An 18,543-nucleotide genomic window follows, 5' to 3' on the forward strand; every position below is an offset into this window, starting at 1 on the left:
GTCAGCGTCGGCCGCCGGGCAGCGCCTTTCCTACCACATGGTCTTGGCGGCGCGCGGACCCCACGCGTCGTCATAGGGCTTGCCGCCCTCTTCTCCGTCGGTCATCTCTGCCAGAATTTCGCCGGCAGTCGGCAACGTCTCGGCAACGTCGGAGGACTGCGTCCACAGACCTGAACGCATCAACGCCCGCGCACACTGCGTATAAATTTCGTGGATCGAGACAACGACGACCGTTGCGGGCATGCGGCCCTGCTTTTCAAAGCTCGCGCGCAACTCCGGATCGGTGCGCAGTTGCGCGCGCCCGTTCACCCGCACCACGTTGTTTGACGCAGGCACCATGAACATCAGCGACACCCGCCCGTCTTCTACGATATTACGCAGCGAATCCAACCGGTTATTCCCCCGCCAGTCCGGCAGCGCCAGTGTGGAGGGGTCGATTTCACGCACCACAGGGCCGTCATCGCCGCGCGGGCTACCGTCTGTGCCCTGCGGTCCGACGGTGCTGAGAACACAAAACTTCGACGCCATGATCCACTCTCGGTACAGCGGCGTCAATCGGCGTGCCACCTTGCGCAGCGACGGCGCACCCGGCGTGCCGTACAGCGCCTCAAGCGCGGCAATCGTCTCAACCCTGTCGGTCATCCGCCACACCTGTAAATCCAGCCTCGGCCATCAATGCGTCAGACCGGCTCTCTACCGTTTGCTCCAGTTCGGCCATAAACACATCACGCGGCACGCCCGGTGCAATGGCCGGCAGAAACTCCACAACGGCAGTTCCCGGCTTGCGCAGTAACCCGTGTTTTGGCCACAGCACGCCTACGTTGGTCGCGACCGGCACACAAGGCTGACCAAGTTGTTCGTAAAGCACACCGGTGCCGACCTTGTAGGGCATCTTGGCCCCCGGTGCGACACGGGTGCCTTGTGAATAGATGATCAGTTGTCCGGGCTCGATCCGCCCTGCTTCGACGTCCTCTATCATCTTGGAAATGGCTTTGCCACGCTTGCCCCTGTCGACCGGAATACACCCAAGACTGCGGGCGTAATTTCCGATCACCGGCATCCACAGGATTTCCTTTTTCATGATGAACTTGCCGGCCGGCAGCGCGGTAAAGATCATCATGATATCCAGAAACGACTGGTGCTTTGCCGCGATCACCACTTCTCCCTCTGGCACGTCGCCGCGCACCTCGCAGCGCATGCCGACCATCCACCGGGCCGTCCAGAACACATACCGGGAATACGTCTTGCACGCCGCATAAGCGCCACGCCTGCTAAACAGGGCCCATGGCGCAAAGGCGATCCCGATAAGCGGCATGGCGACATACATCTGAGCGATGAAGACAATCGATCGCAGGTATTGCAGCATTATCCCAAACCTCCCAACGCGCGATACGCAGCCCAGCGTGTCGCGGCAAACGCGGTGATGCCCGCCAAAAGCGGGATGAACAGCGGCAAAAGCCACTCGGCCCCGACAAACCCCGCGCCGGTGAGAAAGCCCGCCCGGTCTGCTGCACCCGGCAGCGAGCGGACGATCACCATCCCGAGTGCGGTGCCAACCGCCGCCCCGCCCAAGGCACGCAACGTAAACCGCCGCACAAAGGCCCGCGCGATAAAGTGATCGGTTGCCCCCACCAGCCGCAGCACCGCAATCACCTGCGCGTTGGCCGCAAGCGACGATTGCGCAGCCAGCGTCACCATCGCCGCCGTGCTCAACCCGAGCAAAAGGGCAGACACCCAGCCCAACGACCGCAGCCGGTTGGCCGCGGCAACAAGCGGGCCGCGCCACGCATCATGGGTGTCGAGTGCCGCCGCGGGCACCTCCGCCGCCAGCCTCAGCCGCAGCCCTTCCGCGTCAAAGCCGGTATCTTCATGGATCACTTCTACCAGCTGCGGCACAGGCAACGCCGCAAGGTCGAAATCGGCACCAAACCACGGGGCCAACAGCTCTTGCTGCTCGTCGGGTGTCAATGCACGCGCAAAGGCGACACCCGCGGTCGATTCCAGAATGCGCATCACCAGATCGGTCTGCGCTGCGCGTTCCTCTGCGGGGGCCGTAATGCGGATGGTTGAGGTATTGGCCAATTCCGCTTCCCAGCTTGTTGCCAACCGGCCTGAGGCTACTGCCAGCGCCATCGCAAAAACGGCCAGAAATGCCATCGCTGCCGCTGCAAAAATCGTCAGCCGGGCCGTGAACCCGGAGGGCGGCACCACCCGATCCGCATTGGGATCCGGGCGCAGTGTCGATGTCAGCGAATTTATAAAGTTCATAGATCCGCTCCTGCCAGTTGCACCCGCCCGTTGGCAATGCGCAGAACCCGCGCCTGTACGTGGGTCTTGGCGGCGCGAATGAGGCTCAGATCGTGCGTGGCGATCAACACGGTCTTGCCCATCTTGTTCAACTCGACCAGCAAACGCAGCAGACGCTGCGACATCTCCCAGTCCACGTTGCCGGTAGGTTCGTCAGCAATCACGACATCGGGCGACATGATGACGCCGCGCGCAAGTGCAGCGCGCTGGCGCTCCCCCCCGGACAGTTCCGGCGGCAGCGCGTGCGCCCGATGCGTCAACCCGACCCACCCCATCAGCTCTGCCAGATCCTCACGCGCGTCGTCCAGACTGCGCCCGGACGCGCTGAGCGGCAAGGCAATGTTTTCGAAGACCGGCAAGTGGTCGAGAAACTGGCAGTCCTGATGGACCACACCGACACGGCGACGCAGCGCCGCCATGGCATCGCGGTCAAGCGTTGAAAGGTCTTCGCCAAAGGCGCTGACCTGCCCTTGGGTCGGCGTCAACGCGCCGTAGCACAGCTTGAGCAACGTAGTCTTACCCGCGCCCGAGGGTCCGGTCAGAAAGTGAAACGACCCGGGCGTCAGGTCCAGCGAGATATCCGTGAACAGGGCCTCGCCACTGTAGCTGTAGGCGACAGCGTTCAGCTCGATCATGATGCCTCCGATTTTTTTGCTTCGGGCTGTTTTGCCCTAGCGCCGGTCTGGTTTCAATGCATCACTTGCAGCTTTGTGGTCAGTTAACACTTTTCGCGCAGAGTGCTTCGCCATATGATCGCCGAAAAAGAAACCCTTGGGGCAACGAAGCAGCAGGATCCATAATGCGATTGATCTGTCCGAATTGCGATGCGCAATACGAAGTACCGGAAGACGTAATGCCGCCCGAGGGGCGCGACGTGCAGTGTTCGAACTGCGGCCAGACATGGTTTCAGGATCATCCCGATGCTCTTGTGGCGCGCGATGTCGCCTGGTCGGAAGAAGACCTCGAAGACGAAGAGATCATCCGCCCGGAGGACCTCGCTGATCCGGAACCCGAACCGGAGCCGGAACCTGCCCTTGATCCGGTGGCGGACGTGCCCACGTTCGAACCGGACGGACCGCCCCCGCGCCCAAGGCGTGATCTGGACCCGTCAGTGGCAGACGTGCTGCGCGAAGAGGCAGAACGCGAAGCCCGCGCACGGCAGTCAGAATCAACCGCAATGGAAAGCCAGCCTGATCTGGGGCTGATCGAAGAAAGCGGCGAAGAAGCGGACAAGCGCGCGCAGGAAGCGCGCGACCGGATGGCCCGCATGCGCGGTGAACCCACTGAGAGCGAGAGCGCCGCCGCGGCCGCAGCAGCGCTTGGCTCGCGCCGCGATCTGTTGCCGGATATCGAAGAGATCAATTCGACGCTGCGCTCGAACAGTGCGCGTTCTCCGGGGACAGACCCGGGCCAGACCGCGCAGATCGAAGTGCAGGAAAAGCGCAGTTCGCGGCGGGGTTTCATCCTGACCATCGCGCTTATTGCAGTGCTGGCGCTGCTCTACACCTATGCCCCCCAACTGGCAGAGGCTGTACCCGCGCTGGAGCCTGTTCTGACGGGGTACGTGGCAATGATCGACAGCTGGCGTATGTGGCTGGACGCGCAGATTTCGTCGCTGCTCAGTTGGCTTGACGCAGCAGCAGCCTCCTCCAACGGTCAGTAAAGCTTTTCGCTGCTAGAAACGGTCGAGCAGCCGGTCAAGGTAATTGCGTTCGACCTCGGGCCGGTCAACCTCGCCAGAACGGCGGCGAATCTCGTCCAGCAGCTCTTGTGCGCGGCCATAGGCATCTTCGTTGAGCGCCAGCGGGCTGTCATCGCCCTGCGTGCCCGAATTGCCGGATTCGCGCCCCAGCGGGTCGCGGCTGTCGGCGCGGCGGTCTGATTCTTGCTGGCCCTGCCCTGGCTGCGCGTTTTGCCGCTGCTCTGACATCATCTCGCCCAAGGCACGCATGCCTTCGCGCAGCGCTTCCATCGCTTGACCCTGATTGTCGATTGCCTCGGCAAGGTCATTCTGGCGCAACGCATCTTCGGCACCGTCCATGGCCCGTCCGGCCCGGTCGAGTGCATCGCGCGCGGCGTCGCCCTCGGGGGTGCCGGCACCCGGCAGATTGCCCTGCTGACGACGCAACTCTTCGCGCAGGGCGCGCTGACGATCAGCGATGCTGCCGTCGGCACCGCCCTGTTCGCTGCCCTGACCTTGTTGCTGCTGACCACCGTTCGGGGCTTGCCCCTGCTGGCTGCCCTGTCCCTGGCCGGGTGTTTGCCCTTCATGCTGCTGGCCACGTCCCTGACCACCATTGCGGCCCTCGTTGCCCTGATTTTCGCCAGTTTGCGCATTCGGGTCGAATTGCTCCTGCAAATCGCGGAAAGCCTGATCGCTCAGCCCCTGCTGCTCGCGCAAGGTCTCTGACAGCCCCTCCATGGCCTGCTCGCCGGGGCTTTGACCGCCCTGACCCTGCTGACCTTGCGTGACACGCATGTTCTCCATCATCTGCTGAAGCTCTTGCAGCGCCTGCTGTGCTTCGGCCATCCGGCCCTGCTCCATCAGTTCCTGAATGCGATCCATCATGCGCTGCAGATCGTCCTGCGTCAGTTGCTGCCCGTTTTGCGGCGCGCCCTCCTGCTGGTCTCCGTTCTGCTGGTCGCGCTGCGCCTGCCGCGAGAGTTGCTCAAGGTAGTCCTCGGTCGCCCGCCGCAGCTCGCGCATCAGCTCGGCAATCTCCTCGTCCGTCGCGCCGTTTTTGATCGCCTCGTTCAGCCGCTCCTGCGCGCGGCGCATCCGCTCTGCCGCGTCCGCCAGATCGCCATCCTCCAGCAGCAACGCAAGATCCCAGAGATCCGCCGCAAGCGCGTCCCGCTTCTCGTCGCTCATGCCGTGTTTGGCATGAAATTCCAGCGCCGTAACGATCCGGCGCAAACGCAACGCATCGGTCTCCTTGCGAAACACATCCTCGGGCACGTAGGACACCGCACGCATCACCTGCGCGATCATCGGGCTGTTGGCCCGCGACCACAAAAGATCCCGCCGCGCCTCGATGATCGCCGCCGCCAGCGGGTCAAAGAACCGCCGTCCCGGCAGCACCATCGCACGCGGTTCGGTCACGAATTGCTGCTCCGCCCCGTCCAGCGCCGAAAGCCGCGCAAGCACAGGCAGGTTTGCCCACGGGTGCTGCGAAAAGTCTTCGATAAGGTTTTCTTCAAACTCAGCCCGATCACCCGCGATCGGCATCGGCAGAGGCACCACGAGATCGGGGCGCGCCTCGGGATCAATCGTCAACCCGTACCGCCGGTCGACGGCAACCAGATCAACCGTGAACTGCGCTTCACCCGCCTCAACGCCGTAGTCATCACGCGCCTCAAAGGGCAGCGTCATCTCGCCCATGGCCGAGGCATCGGGGTTCGACAGTATCGCGATCTCGGGCGCGCTGTCGGGGATCACGTCGATCTGCCACGAACGCCCGCCTGGACCGTTGATGGTAATTTCGCCACTTTGCACCACGGTAAAGTCCTGCGCCGGGTCCGACGCGGCGGTGACCTCCGTACGCCCCGAGACGGTCTCGGAAAGGGTCAGCGCGCCCACTTCGCCGTACATACGCACCGTGATGAGGCTGCCCGCCGGAACCGAAAGCGGGCCTTCGGGAATATCATTGAGATAGATGGTGGGCTTGCGGGTGTAGCGCGGGCTTTCCGCCCAGCCTTCCCAGACCGGCCCGCTTGCCAAACCGCCGCCGCCGGGGGTCATCTCGGCCACCGATCCGACGCGCCAGATCGATCCGAACAGCAGCGCTATGCCAAACAGCATCACCGCCAGATAACGCAAGGCATAAGGGTCGCGCGAAGAAATCCGCAAGTCAGCGGGGACAGCGTTTGCTTCCGCGGCCCGCTTGGCCATCCGTGCCTTGTGCGCCCGCCAGACCGCAGCCGAAGTTTCATCTTCCGCGCCGATTGCCTGCGTGTCGAGAAGTGCCGTCAGAGGCCGCCCCGGTAGGCTGGCATCCAGCCGTGCCATGGCCTGCGCCCGCGTCGGCACGCGAAAATGAAGAAACGCGTAGATCAGCGCTGCCACGCCGGCAAAGCTTGCAACCACCACGGCGGTCCAGACCACCTCGACCACCACGCTGTCCTGCAGACCCAGCATCAACGCCGCCAGAACCAGCAGCACCACCGTCATCAGCGGCCAAAGGCTCTGAACAAGTTTCTCGGCGAACATCCCCCCCCAGGTCAGACGCAAGGGCCATCGCACCGCTTTCAGGGTGCGTTCCGCATCGGCCTTGGAAAATGTCGCCATATTCACTGCTCCGCCTTGGGGGGCTCTGGCGCGCGCGTCACATCAGAGCCATTCAGGAATGGTATCTCGATTTATCATTTCGTCAAAGGTCGGACGTCGGCGGATAACCGCAAATTGATCGTCTTTCACCAAAACCTCCGGAATAAGAGGCCGCGAATTGTATTCACTGCTCATTACCGCGCCATATGCGCCTGCAGAACGAAAGGCGACAAGTGCCCCTGCGGTCACGGGCGGCATCATCCGCTCCTTGGCAAAGGTGTCACCAGATTCGCAGACCGGTCCGACAATATCGAACTTGACCGGCTCGGTACCGGGTGCCGGCTCCACCACCGGGATAATATCGTGATACGCTTCATACATGGCCGGTCGGATCAGATCGTTCATGGCGCCGTCGATGATCAGGAAATCCCGACCTTCGCCAGACTTCACATAGATTACTTCAGAAACCATTAACCCGGCGTTGCCAGCGATCAGCCGGCCCGGTTCGATTTCGATCTCGCAGTCGAGGTGACCCAGCGTGCGCTTGACCATGGCGCCGTAATCCATCGGCAGGGGCGGAGCCTGATTGTCGCGCGCATAGGGAATGCCCAGCCCGCCGCCCAGATCGAGCCGCCGGATGGTGTGCCCGTCCGCCCGCAGCATTTCCGTCAGTTCGGCCACTTTCTGATAGGCCAGTTCAAATGGCGCCAGATCGGTAAGCTGGCTGCCAATGTGCACGTCGATCCCCACAACTTCGAGCCCCTTCATCGACGCCGCCAGCGCATAGACCTCGCGGGCGCGCGAAATCGGGATCCCGAATTTGTTCTCCGACTTGCCGGTGGCGATCTTGGCGTGGGTTTTGGCGTCCACATCCGGATTGACGCGAATGGTGATCGGCGCGGTCACCCCCATGGCAAGCGCGGTTTCATTCAACACATGCATTTCCGGCTCGGATTCGACGTTGAACTGGCGGATGCCGCCCTCCAGCGCAAGCCGTATCTCTGCCGCGGTTTTGCCCACGCCGGAAAAGACGATGCGCTCGCCCGGCACGCCCGCGGCCTTCGCGCGCATGTACTCTCCACCGGAAACCACATCCATGCCGGCACCGGCCTGCGCCAGCGTTTTCAGGATCGCCTGATTGGAAGCCGCCTTCATCGCATAGCAGACAAGGTGATCGGTGCCTGTCAGTGCTTCGTCGAAAAGCTGGTAGTGGCGCAGCAGCGTCGCGGTCGAGTAGACGTAAAACGGCGTGCCCACGGCGGCGGCAATCTCGGCAACCGGCACGTCTTCGGCGTGCAAGGCACCGTTTTTATAAAGAAAATGATCCATCCGCAGGCTCCGACAGGAAAGACAAGTTGCGCGTCAATAACCGGAAGTGCGGCGCGCTTCAATCACCCCCGGCGATGGCAGGTCAGGCCGGTTTGCTGCGCAGAAAAAGATACAAGGGCAAGCCGCAGCTTACGCCGATGCAAAAGGTCGCGGGAATGGCGATCAGACCGATCCAGCGGCGGGCCTGAATGCTTTCGACAAGACACCAGATGGTCAGGGCAATGGCGGCAATCGTCAGATCCCACACGAGCCCATGCGTAGAGGCATTGACGTACCATGCGTCGATCAGTCCGGACAGACCTGTGCCCGTCTCCTGCATGTAAGAGATGAAATAATACATCGGATGGATGGCGCCCCAAATGGCCAGCGCCAGAAATACCATTCGCATCGGCATCATGGCCTCAGCCTCCTTTTACGACACCCACACGAGCTTCTCCGGTGATGCTGATCCCGTTTTGCGGGGGCGATGCGGCAGGCGGTTCGGATGTGGTGCGGGACGTCCCGTTACCGGTGCATGCAGATAGCGCGCCAAATGCGAAAACAATGGCGAAAACGCGTACTACCACCATGATCCCCGCCCGATATTGACGGACCACCACCCCTGTGACACGCCGATCGAGGGATAAATCCCGTTGTTCGAAATTGTGACCCCGCCGGTCACCTGCGGTGGCGGTGCAGGTTGCGTCGGCTCAGGCGGCACCGGTTCTCCGTCAACGCCGCAAGCGGCGACACCAGCCATCAAAACCAACGCAAGAACAACACGGATCACGACACTATTTCCTTCCAGCGGGCAACCTGCTCGCGGACGCGAAGAGGTGCAGTACCTCCATAAGATATGCGACTATTGACCGAATTTTCTACCCCGAGCACGTCAAATACCGCCTCGGTGATGCCTTTGTGGGCCGATTGCATGTCGGATAGCGACAAATCTGGCAGGTCACAGCCCTTGCTTTCTGCCAGTGCCACAAGGCTGCCGGTGACGTGGTGTGCGTCGCGAAACGGCAACCCAAGCACACGGACCAGCCAGTCTGCCAGATCGGTTGCTGTCGAAAATCCAGAGCCGGCAGCAGCGGCAAGGCTGTCGCGGTTCGCAGTCATGTCGCTGACCATCCCGGTCATCGCCGCAAGCGCCAGCATCAGGTTATCCGCCGCGTCAAAGACCTGTTCCTTGTCTTCCTGCATGTCCTTTGAATACGCAAGCGGCAGCCCCTTCATCACCATCATCAGCGCCGTGTTCGCGCCAAAGATGCGCCCGACCTTGGCGCGGATCAGTTCTGCTGCGTCCGGGTTTTTCTTCTGCGGCATGATCGACGAACCGGTCGAGAACCGGTCTGACAGGGTCACAAAACGGAACTGCGCCGAAGACCAGATCACCAACTCTTCGGCAAACCGGCTGAGGTGCACCGCGCAGATGCTCGCCACGCCCAGAAACTCGAGAGCAAAATCCCGATCCGATACGGCATCGAGCGAGTTTGCCGCCGGCGAATCAAAGCCCAGCGCTTCGGCGGTCATGTGCCGGTCGATGGGGAATGACGTTCCCGCCAGCGCTGCCGCGCCCAATGGCGAGGTGTTCATCCTTGCGCGCGCGTCACGCACACGGCCGAGGTCGCGGCCAAACATCTCGACATAGGCCATCATATGATGACCCCAGGTGACCGGCTGCGCCGTTTGCAAGTGGGTAAAGCCCGGCATCACCCATTCCGCGCCTGCTTCGGCCTGCTCCAGCAAGGCACGGATCAGCGCGAGCAACCCGCCCTCCGCTGCGTCTAGCTGGTCACGAACCCACAGCTTGAAGTCGGTCGCAACCTGATCGTTTCGGCTCCGTCCGGTGTGCAAACGGCCCGCAGGCTCTCCGATGATCTCCTTGAGACGCGCCTCGACGTTCATATGAATGTCTTCCAGTGCAGCGGAAAACTGGAACTCCCCGGCTTCTATTTCTGACAAGACCGTGAGCAGCCCTTCCCGAATGGCCTCGACGTCGTTAGCTTGCAAGATGCCTGTCGCACCCAGCATTGCGGCATGTGCACGCGAACCTGCGATGTCCTGTGCCGCCAACCGCTTGTCGAAGCCGATCGAGGCATTAATTGCTTCCATGATCGCATCCGGACCGGCAGCAAAACGGCCACCCCACATCTGGTTGGAGGACTTCTGGTGCGGCGTGTCAGTCATGAAGATCACCCTTTGGAGGGAAAATGAAGAATTTGGTTTCTGCGATCCTTTATACGGCCCTTTCGCTTGGTGCAATCGCCGGGGCCGCCCCCCTCGCGGCGGATATTGACGCCGCCGAACTGATGCGCGACGGCGATATGAAGAAACTGGTTTTTCACAGCAGCCCGCAGGCCACGTCCAATGCGGCCTTCGATCTGGCTGATGGCGCAGGTCAGGCCACACTCAAGGATTATCGCGGCAAGTATGTGCTGTTGAACTTCTGGGCGACGTGGTGTGCCCCCTGCCGAAAGGAAATGCCGCACCTGTCAGAACTGCAAAGCGAGTTCGGCGGCGACGATTTCGAGGTGCTGACCATCGCGACAGGCCGGAATTCGCCCGCAGGTATTGCAAAGTTCTTCGAAGAGATCGGCGTTGACAACCTGCCCCGGCATCAAGACCCGAGACAGTCGCTGGCAGCGCAAATGGGCATTTTCGGGCTGCCGATTACCGTGCTGATCGATCCTGATGGCCGCGAGATTGCGCGTCTGCGTGGTGATGCAGACTGGGCGTCTGACAATGCCAAGGCGATCATCACGACGATCCTCGACCGCCCCGGCTAAACGCGGTTCCGGCGCGATCAGGCCGCGCGCAGCAGGATCGCAGCCTCGGGCGCGGTCAGGTTGCGCCGCGCAAAGCCCCCATAGGTATGTGGATCAAAGGCCAGATCGGGGTGCTGCGCCAAAAGCCGGGCGCGATCTGCATCTGCGATGCTCGCAAGCGCGGTGTTGGCCGGGTGAAAGCTTTCAGTCTCGACACCGTTGGCCCAAAGAATGTTATGACTGGGGAGCAACAGGTGGATGTAGGTCACAGCCGCCGACTGGGTGTCGGTAGCGATCAGGCCACCGTTGATCAGGTCTTTTGCCGCGACAAGTACTTCGGCCGTGTTGAACAAATCCCGCGCCATCGCGCCTTTCAGCAGCATCCGGTGCTCGGGCGAGACCAATAACTCCCGACTGGGGCACTTGATGCCCAGTGCACCTGCGCGGATCCGCACCGGGCGCAACCGGGGCATGGCGAACAGTCTAGCGCCGGTCATGTGGCGGCTGCCGATCCACTCAACGGGCTGTGCCCCGTTGTCCTTTGTCTGCACCAGATCACCGACGCGCAACGCCTCGACCGGCTTGCCGCCGTAGGGCGTGGCAATCAGTGTACCGGGCGTAAAGCAGATCACCCCGCCGCTGTCCGGCGCGTTGTCTGACTTGGGGCGCGCGCCCAATGTGTGGTGGACAACCCAAAGGTCGGTGTGGCGCGGCGGCAATTCGTCCAGAAACATCAGCAGAGGCTGTGTACCGCGCCCGATGTTGATGAGGGTGACAGTGTAGCTTTGCGCCCCGTCCGTCACCACAAAACTGCTGTCGCCGAGCGCTGCGTCGAGGGTTTCGTCATCAGGCCGCATGCCTGCGCCGGGATCAAGCGCTGCGCCGACCAGTCGGTGCACCATGCGCGCCGCGCGCTTGCGCAACTGCTCTGACCCGTCTGCCCTGTCCAGCCGTAAAATGCCCGCTTGGCCGTCAACCTGAACGGCATCGCCGCGCCAGGACCAGGCGGCCCCGACGGTGAGCGCATCCACAGGGGCGGCGTCCAGACCGTCCACTTCCGTCTGCGACCAAGATATGACGAACGTGCCGCGAAAGCCCGTCTTCATGTGCCTCAATACCTGCCGTTTTTTATTATTAACGAAGCGTTAACCAGTTCGGCGCGGTCTGTTAAGGAAAAAATTCGCGCGATTCCAGAGTGTTGCAAAAAAGATCGACTGCAGGCAGCCGCTGGCAACCTTTGATTGAGTACACGCCCAATAGAGACAAGTATAAGCATTATCGGCTCGCCCCGCGCCGGCAAACGCAGCGCGGCAGATTTTGCGGGGCAGCGGCAAGCCTGCGCGGTCCCGGCCAGATCAGACGGCGGTGGCCGCCGGTCTGGCTGTCGCAAGACGAACCGCTATCCGCATTTGGAGTAGCCACAGGCGCCGCAGGTCATGCAGCCCTCGACCATGCGCAGGTCATATTGGCCGCAACTGCTGCACGCCTGACCCCGCTGGTTTTCCAGACCCACCACCTGCGCCTGCGGGTCGGATTTGAGCCCCATGCCCTCGCCCTCGATAAAGCCTGTGGCAATCATATGCTGCTCGATGACCCCACCGATGGCCGCGAGGATCGACGGGATGTATTTGCCCTGCATCCACGCACCGCCCCGTGGGTCGAACACGGCCTTGAGTTCTTCCACCACAAAGCTGACGTCGCCGCCGCGCCGGAATACTGCGGAGATCATCCGTGTCAGCGCTACAGTCCAGGCGAAATGCTCCATGTTTTTGGAATTGATGAAGACTTCAAACGGGCGGCGGCGTCCACCCAGCACGATGTCGTTGATGGTGATGTAAAGCGCGTGTTCGCTGTCGGGCCATTTGACCTTGTAGGTGTTGCCTTCCAACTCACTCGGCCGGTCCAGCGGTTCGGACATATAGACGACTTCGCCGGCACCAAATGCAGTGCCGCCCTGGGCGGCGGTTCCGGCAGAGACGGTGGCCGGGGGCTCTGCCCCCGACGCGCTGTCGCGCGTCTCCCCCGGAGTTTTTTCGGCAAGATGAGAGGAGCTTTGGGATGGTTTTTCTTCGGCTACGCTCAGGACACTGCCGGTCACGGCATTGGGGCGGTATGTGGTGCAGCCTTTGCAACCGGTATCCCAGGCCTCCATGTAGACATCCTTGAAGGCGTCAAAGGAGATGTCTTCGGGGCAGTTGATCGTTTTGGAGATCGAGCTGTCGACCCATTTCTGGGCCGCGGCCTGCATCTTGACATGATCGAGCGGCGCGAGGGTTTGGGCGTTGACGAAATAGTCGGGCAGCTCGGCATCGCCGAATTTCTCGCGCCACAGCTGCACCGCGTAGTCCACCACTTCTTCTTCGGTCCGGCTGCCGTCCTTTTGCAGCACCTTGCGGGTGTAGGCGTAGGCAAAGACCGGTTCAATACCGGAGGAGACATTGCCCGCGTAGAGGCTAATGGTGCCTGTGGGCGCGATTGAGGTAAGCAGCGCGTTGCGGATGCCGTGGGTGCGCACTGCGTCGCACACGTCCTCGTCCATAGCTTGCATGGTTCCCGAGGCGAGGTAGGCGTCAGCGTCGAACAGCGGGAAAGCGCCTTTCTCCTTTGCCAATTGCACCGACGCCAGATACGCGGCGCGGGCGATCGCGCGCAACCAGCGTTCGGTCTGACGCGCCGCCTCGTCGGAACCATAGCGCAGGCCGACCATGAGCAGCGCATCGGCGAGCCCGGTGACGCCAAGCCCGATGCGCCGCTTTGCCTGTGCCTCGGCGGCTTGCGCTTCCAGCGGGAATTTCGACGCGTCGACAACGTTGTCCATCATGCGCACGGCGACCGCGACCAGATCTCCCAAAGCGCTTTCGTCGAGCGCCGCAGTTTCTTCAAAGGCATCCGTCACCAGCCGGGCAAGGTTGATCGACCCCAACAGGCAGGCCCCGTAGGGTGGCAGGGGTTGTTCGCCGCAGGGATTGGTGGCCGCAATGGTTTCGCAATAGCTCAGATTATTCGCCTGATTGATGCGATCGATAAAAATAACTCCGGGTTCGGCATAGTCGTAGGTGGCCTGCATGATGCGGTTCCACAGGTCGCGCGCCTGTACCGTGCGGTAGACCTTTCCGTCAAAGATCAGTTCCCAGACGCCGTCGGCCTTGACCGCTGACATGAAATCATCCGTCACCAGCACCGACATGTTGAACATGCGCAACCGCGCGGGATCCGACTTGGCCGCGATGAAATCTTCCACATCCGGATGATCGCACCGCATGGTGGCCATCATCGCGCCGCGGCGCGAGCCTGCCGACATGATTGTCCGGCACATCGCATCCCAGACATCCATGAAAGACAGCGGCCCGGAGGCATCCGCCGCCACCCCGTGCACATCCGCCCCCTTTGGCCGGATCGTAGAAAAGTCGTACCCGATACCGCCACCCTGTTGCATGGTGAGAGCCGCCTCTTTCAACATGTCGAAAATGCCGCCCATGCTGTCGGGCACCGTCCCCATGACAAAACAGTTGAACAGCGTGACCTGTCGCGCGGTTCCGGCACCGGCAGTGATCCGACCGGCCGGCAGGTATTTGAAGTCTTCCAGCGCGCTGTAGAATTTCTCTTCCCAGTGCGCAGGGTTTTCTTCGACCCGCGCCAGATCGCGTGCAATGCGCCGCCACGTGTCTTCAACCGTGACATCGCGCGGCGTGCCATCTGCATCCTTGAAACGGTATTTCATATCCCAAATTTGTTCGGCGATCGGGGCGGCAAAGGCTGACACGGTGCGGTCTCCAAAGGTTATCCACAGTTTTGTGTGGACAAATACACAAGGCATTGAGGGTTTCGGAACAAGGGCTACAATATACGCCATGAGTGAGCAGAATCAAAGCACCAAAACCGTACACCTGATCAAACTGTCCGTCGGCACCGAGACAGTGGACGATCTGGCCGCCTGGCAGGCAACCAAACGCGCGCAGACACCTGACGGGCTGCCGCGCCACATCACGCGCATGTGGCCCAAGCGGGAGGAAGACGTGCTGCGAGGCGGGTCTATCTTCTGGGTCATCAAAGGGGTCATCCAGTGCCGCCAAAAAGTGCGCCGGCTTGACGAATATATCGCCAATGACGGTATTCGCCGCTGTGCTATCGTGCTCGACCCTGACATTATCCGCACGCAATCCAGCCTGAAACGGCCCTTTCAGGGCTGGAGGTATCTGCCGGTCACCGACGCGCCGCCCGATCTGCCCAAAGGCCGTGCCAGCGAAGAACCGCTGCCCGTCGAACTTAACCGCGCGCTGGCCGAAATCGGTGTGCTTTAGCCGGCGTGACGGCTCCTGTGGGCATTGTTACCGAGTAAAGCCGCGACGCCGGCAGGCGGACGGGGCAAGCCACCGAGTTATCAGGCCGGCGGCCGGTCGTGCACAGACCCCATGCGCCAGAGGTTGCGCTGTTCAGACAGCAAGCTGACCGAGAAAACCTGTCAGGGTGTCCCGATCTGCGTCTTCCAACGCGGCCACGCGGCTGCGCCACAAGGTTGCCTGCGAGCGCAGGATCGGGCCGTCTGCGAGGGTCTTGAGGTGGTTGGCACGCAGGGTTTCCCCGCTTGACGTGATATCGGCAATCGCCTCTGCGGTCTCGTTTGCGACCGTCCCCTCGGTCGCGCCCTGACTGTCGACAAGCGCGTAATCCGCAACACCGCCCTGCCGCAGGTAGTCGCGCACGATCCGGTGATACTTGGTCGCGATACGCAAACGATGCCCGTGCGCCTGCCGGAAAGCAGCAGCCACCGCATCAAGATCGTCAAGTGTCTCTACATCTACCCAAACCTGCGGCACTGCGATGACCAGATCCGCAAACCCAAACCCCAGTTCGGACACCGGCTCCAACTGCTGCTCCCACAAGGGCAGCTTTTCCTGCACGAGGTCCGTCCCCGTAACCCCGAAGTGGATGCGCCCGGCTGCGAGTTCACGCGGGATTTCCCCGGCAGACAGCAGCACCAGAGCAACGCCCTCGACCCCGCTGACCGAACCCGCGTATTCCCGGTCCGAGCCGGTCCGCTGCAGCGTGACACCGCGCGCGCCAAACCACTGAAACGTCTTCTCCATCAACCGACCCTTGGAGGGTACGCCCAGCTTCAAGGTCATGACTGCGCCTCCAGCACAAGCATCAGGTCGGGCCGCAACACACCCCCCACAGCGGGGATCTCGGCCCCCGCGCCCAGACGGCGGGTCAGCGCATCATAGCGCCCGCCTGTCACCACAGGCGGCAGATCAGCACGGTATTCGGCATAAAACCCAAAAACGAACCCGTCGTAATACTCCATCGAGGTGCGTCCGTAATTCGCCTCGAACGGCAGTGCGGCCACATCAACTCCGCGCGCGGCCAGCGCATCGGCCCGCGCCGAGAGACGCGTGACAGCAGTCGCAATCGCGGGCAGGTCGACAGACAGGTCCCGCAGCTGTTCCAACGCGTAGGGCAGCGTTTCGCGCACGCCCAGCAGCGCATTGACCAGCATCACCTCGTCGCCGCTGATCGGCGCGGCCTCTGCATCTGCGTGCAGCACGGCAAGGCGCGCCTCGATCTCGCGCGGGCTGCGCCGCCCGATGTGCGGCGCTGTGACTTCGGGCCCCTGCCCCGCCAGCAGGCTCTGGCGCGCCGAAGAAAGAGGCACGCGACCGGCAAACCGGTCCATCAGCGCGCGGAACCGGCGCGGCCGCCAGATGTGCCGCATCAGGGCCGCCTTGCGGGCATCGGTGGTCTGCAGCCCCTGCACCGCCGCCATCAGAATACCGATGTCACCGGTTGCCGCCCGCAGGCCCAGCGGGGCCACGATCTCGGCCATCAGCGCAAAAACTTCTGCATCGGCTGCCGCCGGATCTGCCCGGTCAAAAACCTCGTACCCGACCTGCTGGTATTCATTGGCGCGGTCCGCGTCATATTCCTGCCGGCGGAACACCTCGCCCGCGTAAGTGTAGCGCGCGGGCTCGGCGCCATGGGCCATATGCATCTGAACGACAGGCACGGTGAAATCCGGCCGCAACATCTGCTCGCCCCGCAGCGCGTCCGACGTCACATAGGCGCGCGCGCGGATTTCCTCTCCGTAGAGGTCCAGCAGGGTCTCTGCCGGTTGCAGGATCGGCGTCTCGACGGGCATTGCACCCGCCTGTTCAAGACGGGCACGCAGGGTGGCCGCCTTTGCCAGAACCTCGGCGCGTGCGGTCATTTTGTCAGCCCGTGTTCCGTGAGGATCGCGCGCACCTTATCCACCAACTGCGCGCGCGGCACCTCGAACTGGCTGGGGCGGTCTTTCCATTCCTCGTGGGTCGCGGTTTCGGCGATCTGCGCACCAAGGATCAGATCCTTGATCTGGATGACCCCGCGCTCTTTCTCGTCGCCGCCCTCGATCACGGCGACAGGGCTGTTGCGCTTGTCGGCGTACTTGAGCTGGTTGCCAAAGTTCTTGGGGTTCCCGAGGTAGACTTCGGCCCGAATGCCCGCCTGCCGCAGTTCGGCCACCATCGCCTGATAGTCGGCCATGCGGTCGCGGTCCATGACGGTGACGACAACGGGGCCGGCTTCTACTGTATCGATACGCCCCTTGGCGTGTAGCGCGGCCAGCAGCCTGTCGACCCCAATGGAAACACCCGTCGCCGGTACTTCCTGCCCCGTGAAACGCTTGACCAGATCATCATAGCGCCCGCCCCCCGCAACCGAGCCGAAGTTGCGCGTGCGGCCTTTTTCATCCTGAATGTCAAAGGTGAGTTCTGCCTCGTAAACAGGGCCGGTGTAGTACCCCAAGCCGCGCACGACCGAGGGGTCGATGACGATGCGGTCAGGACCGTAGCCTGCGGCGGCGCATAGGTCGGCAATCTGCCGCAGTTCAGAAATGCCTTCAATTGCAGTATCTGAACCTGCTCCTAGCGTCTCAAGGGCTTGGAGCACCTGCTGACTGTACAGCAAACCCGAAACCGGGTTGCCACGGACGCCTGAAGCATAATCGCCAATTGCTCGAACGCGGCTTTCGTATTCTGCAGGGGATTCGTCGTCACGTACTTTCATTGATGCGTTTTGCGACGCTTCTTCGCCAGCGGAGAAGAAGCGTAATATTCGGTTGACCTGGTCGACGGTCAGGTTTGCGCCTTCGGTAAAATCACCACTCTCGTCTTGTCGACCTTTGCGAAGAAGGGCGCTTACACCTTCCCAACCTAGTCTGTCCAGCTTGTCGATGGCACGCAGCACAATGCCGCGAGTAGCGTGGTCGTCAGCGGGGATTTCAGCAACTTCCATAACCCCGTTCAGAACCTTGCGATTGTTCACCCGGATTACGTAATCGCCACGCGGAATGCCCACCTCTTCAAGGCAGTCAGCCAGCATCATGCAAATCTCAGCATCAGCCGCCATACTTGCCGTGCCAACCGTATCGGCATCGCATTGGTAAAACTGACGGAACCGCCCCGGCCCCGGCTTTTCGTTGCGCCAGACAGGGCCCATGGCATAGCGCCGGTACGGCGTCGGCAGATCGTTGCGATGCTGCGCATAGACGCGCGCCAGCGGAGCAGTCATGTCATAGCGCAGCGCCAGCCAGTCGCCGGGCTTGTCGCCTTCGCCGTCTTCCTGCCACGCAAATACACCCTCGTTCGGGCGGTCCACATCGGGCAGAAACTTGCCCAGCGCCTCGACCGTTTCCACCGCTGAGCTTTCCAGCGCATCAAAACCGTAACGATGATACACCCCGGCGATCTTGGACAGCATCTCGGCGCGCTGGGTCACTTCAGCGCCGAAATAATCGCGGAACCCCTTGGGCGTCTGCGCCTTGGGGCGGGGGGTCTTTTTGGGCTTGGCCATGCTGCTCCTCAGGGCATTGCGTCTCGCGCGCGGTCTAGCGGATAGGACCGGTCAGGACAAGGCGGG

Annotated in this window: 18 protein-coding genes; 3 read left to right on the forward strand and 15 right to left on the reverse strand. The window is 62.2% G+C overall.

Annotated elements, in window-relative coordinates; all coding sequences use genetic code 11:
• Positions 1-30 precede the first annotated feature (30 nt).
• The 4 genes from AC2D8V_RS12025 to AC2D8V_RS12040 are packed head-to-tail and all read right to left on the reverse strand — an operon-like array spanning position 31 to position 2,942.
• Positions 31-642 (reverse strand): pyridoxamine 5'-phosphate oxidase family protein, encoded by a 612-nt coding sequence (locus AC2D8V_RS12025; RefSeq protein ID WP_484733764.1) that lies wholly within the window; start codon positions 640-642, stop codon positions 31-33.
• A complete protein-coding gene (locus AC2D8V_RS12030) occupies positions 626-1,366 on the reverse strand; it encodes a lysophospholipid acyltransferase family protein (RefSeq protein ID WP_484733765.1) in 741 nt (246 codons plus the stop codon). Before AC2D8V_RS12030 ends, AC2D8V_RS12025 begins: the two co-directional genes overlap by 17 nt.
• Positions 1,366-2,268 (reverse strand): cell division protein FtsX, encoded by a 903-nt coding sequence (locus tag AC2D8V_RS12035; protein ID WP_484733766.1) that lies wholly within the window; start codon positions 2,266-2,268, stop codon positions 1,366-1,368. Before AC2D8V_RS12035 ends, AC2D8V_RS12030 begins: the two co-directional genes overlap by 1 nt.
• Positions 2,265-2,942, reverse strand: a complete 678-nt coding sequence (locus tag AC2D8V_RS12040) for a cell division ATP-binding protein FtsE (RefSeq protein WP_484733767.1) — start codon at positions 2,940-2,942, stop codon at positions 2,265-2,267. The genes AC2D8V_RS12035 and AC2D8V_RS12040 overlap by 4 nt, the downstream gene beginning before the upstream one ends.
• A 164-nt stretch (positions 2,943-3,106) precedes the next feature.
• Between AC2D8V_RS12040 and AC2D8V_RS12045 the strand changes: the two genes are divergently transcribed.
• Positions 3,107-3,970, forward strand: a complete 864-nt coding sequence (locus AC2D8V_RS12045) for a zinc-ribbon domain-containing protein (RefSeq protein ID WP_484733768.1) — start codon at positions 3,107-3,109, stop codon at positions 3,968-3,970.
• Positions 3,971-3,982: 12 nt separating this feature from the next.
• Here the strand turns inward: AC2D8V_RS12045 and AC2D8V_RS12050 are convergent, their stop codons facing one another.
• From AC2D8V_RS12050 to argH, 6 genes are all read right to left on the reverse strand, one after another.
• Positions 3,983-6,595 (reverse strand): TIGR02302 family protein, encoded by a 2,613-nt coding sequence (locus tag AC2D8V_RS12050; protein WP_484733769.1) that lies wholly within the window; start codon positions 6,593-6,595, stop codon positions 3,983-3,985.
• Between the two features lie 42 nt (positions 6,596-6,637).
• The gene (gene lysA, locus AC2D8V_RS12055) at positions 6,638-7,903 is read right to left on the reverse strand and encodes a diaminopimelate decarboxylase (RefSeq protein WP_484733770.1); all 1,266 of its coding nucleotides are present in this window, start codon (positions 7,901-7,903) and stop codon (positions 6,638-6,640) included.
• Between the two features lie 82 nt (positions 7,904-7,985).
• Entirely contained in the window at positions 7,986-8,300 is a 315-nt protein-coding gene (locus AC2D8V_RS12060) for a DUF2834 domain-containing protein (RefSeq protein WP_484733771.1), read from the reverse strand.
• A 4-nt stretch (positions 8,301-8,304) separates the two neighbouring features.
• Positions 8,305-8,472 carry a hypothetical protein gene (locus tag AC2D8V_RS12065; protein ID WP_484733772.1) on the reverse strand — a complete coding sequence of 56 codons (168 nt, stop codon included), beginning with the start codon at positions 8,470-8,472 and terminating at the stop codon, positions 8,305-8,307.
• Positions 8,463-8,672 (reverse strand): hypothetical protein, encoded by a 210-nt coding sequence (locus tag AC2D8V_RS12070; RefSeq protein ID WP_484733773.1) that lies wholly within the window; start codon positions 8,670-8,672, stop codon positions 8,463-8,465. The genes AC2D8V_RS12065 and AC2D8V_RS12070 overlap by 10 nt, the downstream gene beginning before the upstream one ends.
• Positions 8,669-10,072, reverse strand: coding sequence for an argininosuccinate lyase (gene argH / locus AC2D8V_RS12075; RefSeq protein WP_484733774.1), 1,404 nt, complete (start codon positions 10,070-10,072; stop codon positions 8,669-8,671). The genes AC2D8V_RS12070 and argH overlap by 4 nt, the downstream gene beginning before the upstream one ends.
• Before the next feature lie 23 nt (positions 10,073-10,095).
• Between argH and AC2D8V_RS12080 the strand changes: the two genes are divergently transcribed.
• Positions 10,096-10,671, forward strand: coding sequence for a TlpA disulfide reductase family protein (locus tag AC2D8V_RS12080; RefSeq protein WP_484733775.1), 576 nt, complete (start codon positions 10,096-10,098; stop codon positions 10,669-10,671).
• 17 nt (positions 10,672-10,688) lie between these two features.
• Here AC2D8V_RS12080 and AC2D8V_RS12085 read toward each other — a convergent pair whose 3' ends face one another.
• Positions 10,689-11,756: a Hint domain-containing protein gene (locus AC2D8V_RS12085; RefSeq protein WP_484733776.1), complete on the reverse strand. Its 1,068-nt coding sequence runs from the start codon at positions 11,754-11,756 to the stop codon at positions 10,689-10,691.
• A 293-nt stretch (positions 11,757-12,049) separates the two neighbouring features.
• On the reverse strand, positions 12,050-14,413 hold the full coding sequence (locus tag AC2D8V_RS12090; protein ID WP_484733906.1) for an adenosylcobalamin-dependent ribonucleoside-diphosphate reductase: 2,364 nt from the start codon (positions 14,411-14,413) through the stop codon (positions 12,050-12,052).
• 88 nt (positions 14,414-14,501) lie between these two features.
• Here AC2D8V_RS12090 and AC2D8V_RS12095 point away from each other — a divergent pair, with 88 nt between their 5' ends.
• The gene (locus tag AC2D8V_RS12095; RefSeq protein WP_484733777.1) at positions 14,502-14,951 is read left to right on the forward strand and encodes a DUF1489 family protein; all 450 of its coding nucleotides are present in this window, start codon (positions 14,502-14,504) and stop codon (positions 14,949-14,951) included.
• Positions 14,952-15,083: 132 nt separating this feature from the next.
• On the opposite strand, the gene hisG is transcribed toward AC2D8V_RS12095, so the two are convergent.
• From hisG to hisS, 3 genes are read right to left on the reverse strand one after another with little or no spacing between them, the layout of a single operon-like run.
• The gene (gene hisG, locus AC2D8V_RS12100) at positions 15,084-15,776 is read right to left on the reverse strand and encodes an ATP phosphoribosyltransferase (RefSeq protein ID WP_484733778.1); all 693 of its coding nucleotides are present in this window, start codon (positions 15,774-15,776) and stop codon (positions 15,084-15,086) included.
• The gene (locus AC2D8V_RS12105) at positions 15,773-16,855 is read right to left on the reverse strand and encodes an ATP phosphoribosyltransferase regulatory subunit (protein ID WP_484733779.1); all 1,083 of its coding nucleotides are present in this window, start codon (positions 16,853-16,855) and stop codon (positions 15,773-15,775) included. The genes hisG and AC2D8V_RS12105 overlap by 4 nt, the downstream gene beginning before the upstream one ends.
• On the reverse strand, positions 16,852-18,477 hold the full coding sequence (gene hisS / locus AC2D8V_RS12110; RefSeq protein WP_484733780.1) for a histidine--tRNA ligase: 1,626 nt from the start codon (positions 18,475-18,477) through the stop codon (positions 16,852-16,854). Before hisS ends, AC2D8V_RS12105 begins: the two co-directional genes overlap by 4 nt.
• Positions 18,478-18,543 lie beyond the last annotated feature (66 nt).

The organism is Roseobacter sp. YIN89, assembly GCF_057219365.1.

Coding starts and splice junctions, on each gene's coding strand:
- AC2D8V_RS12050 (WP_484733769.1), bottom strand. CDS start 6,595: ATGGCGACATTTTCCAAGGCCGATGCGGAACGCACCCTGAAAGCGGTG.
- AC2D8V_RS12085 (WP_484733776.1), bottom strand. CDS start 11,756: ATGAAGACGGGCTTTCGCGGCACGTTCGTCATATCTTGGTCGCAGACG.
- AC2D8V_RS12060 (WP_484733771.1), bottom strand. CDS start 8,300: ATGATGCCGATGCGAATGGTATTTCTGGCGCTGGCCATTTGGGGCGCC.
- AC2D8V_RS12045 (WP_484733768.1), top strand. CDS start 3,107: ATGCGATTGATCTGTCCGAATTGCGATGCGCAATACGAAGTACCGGAA.
- AC2D8V_RS12065 (WP_484733772.1), bottom strand. CDS start 8,472: ATGGTGGTAGTACGCGTTTTCGCCATTGTTTTCGCATTTGGCGCGCTA.
- AC2D8V_RS12040 (WP_484733767.1), bottom strand. CDS start 2,942: ATGATCGAGCTGAACGCTGTCGCCTACAGCTACAGTGGCGAGGCCCTG.
- AC2D8V_RS12095 (WP_484733777.1), top strand. CDS start 14,502: ATGAGTGAGCAGAATCAAAGCACCAAAACCGTACACCTGATCAAACTG.
- hisS (WP_484733780.1), bottom strand. CDS start 18,477: ATGGCCAAGCCCAAAAAGACCCCCCGCCCCAAGGCGCAGACGCCCAAG.
- argH (WP_484733774.1), bottom strand. CDS start 10,072: ATGACTGACACGCCGCACCAGAAGTCCTCCAACCAGATGTGGGGTGGC.
- hisG (WP_484733778.1), bottom strand. CDS start 15,776: ATGACCTTGAAGCTGGGCGTACCCTCCAAGGGTCGGTTGATGGAGAAG.
- AC2D8V_RS12105 (WP_484733779.1), bottom strand. CDS start 16,855: ATGACCGCACGCGCCGAGGTTCTGGCAAAGGCGGCCACCCTGCGTGCC.
- AC2D8V_RS12080 (WP_484733775.1), top strand. CDS start 10,096: ATGAAGAATTTGGTTTCTGCGATCCTTTATACGGCCCTTTCGCTTGGT.
- AC2D8V_RS12035 (WP_484733766.1), bottom strand. CDS start 2,268: ATGAACTTTATAAATTCGCTGACATCGACACTGCGCCCGGATCCCAAT.
- lysA (WP_484733770.1), bottom strand. CDS start 7,903: ATGGATCATTTTCTTTATAAAAACGGTGCCTTGCACGCCGAAGACGTG.
- AC2D8V_RS12030 (WP_484733765.1), bottom strand. CDS start 1,366: ATGCTGCAATACCTGCGATCGATTGTCTTCATCGCTCAGATGTATGTC.
- AC2D8V_RS12025 (WP_484733764.1), bottom strand. CDS start 642: ATGACCGACAGGGTTGAGACGATTGCCGCGCTTGAGGCGCTGTACGGC.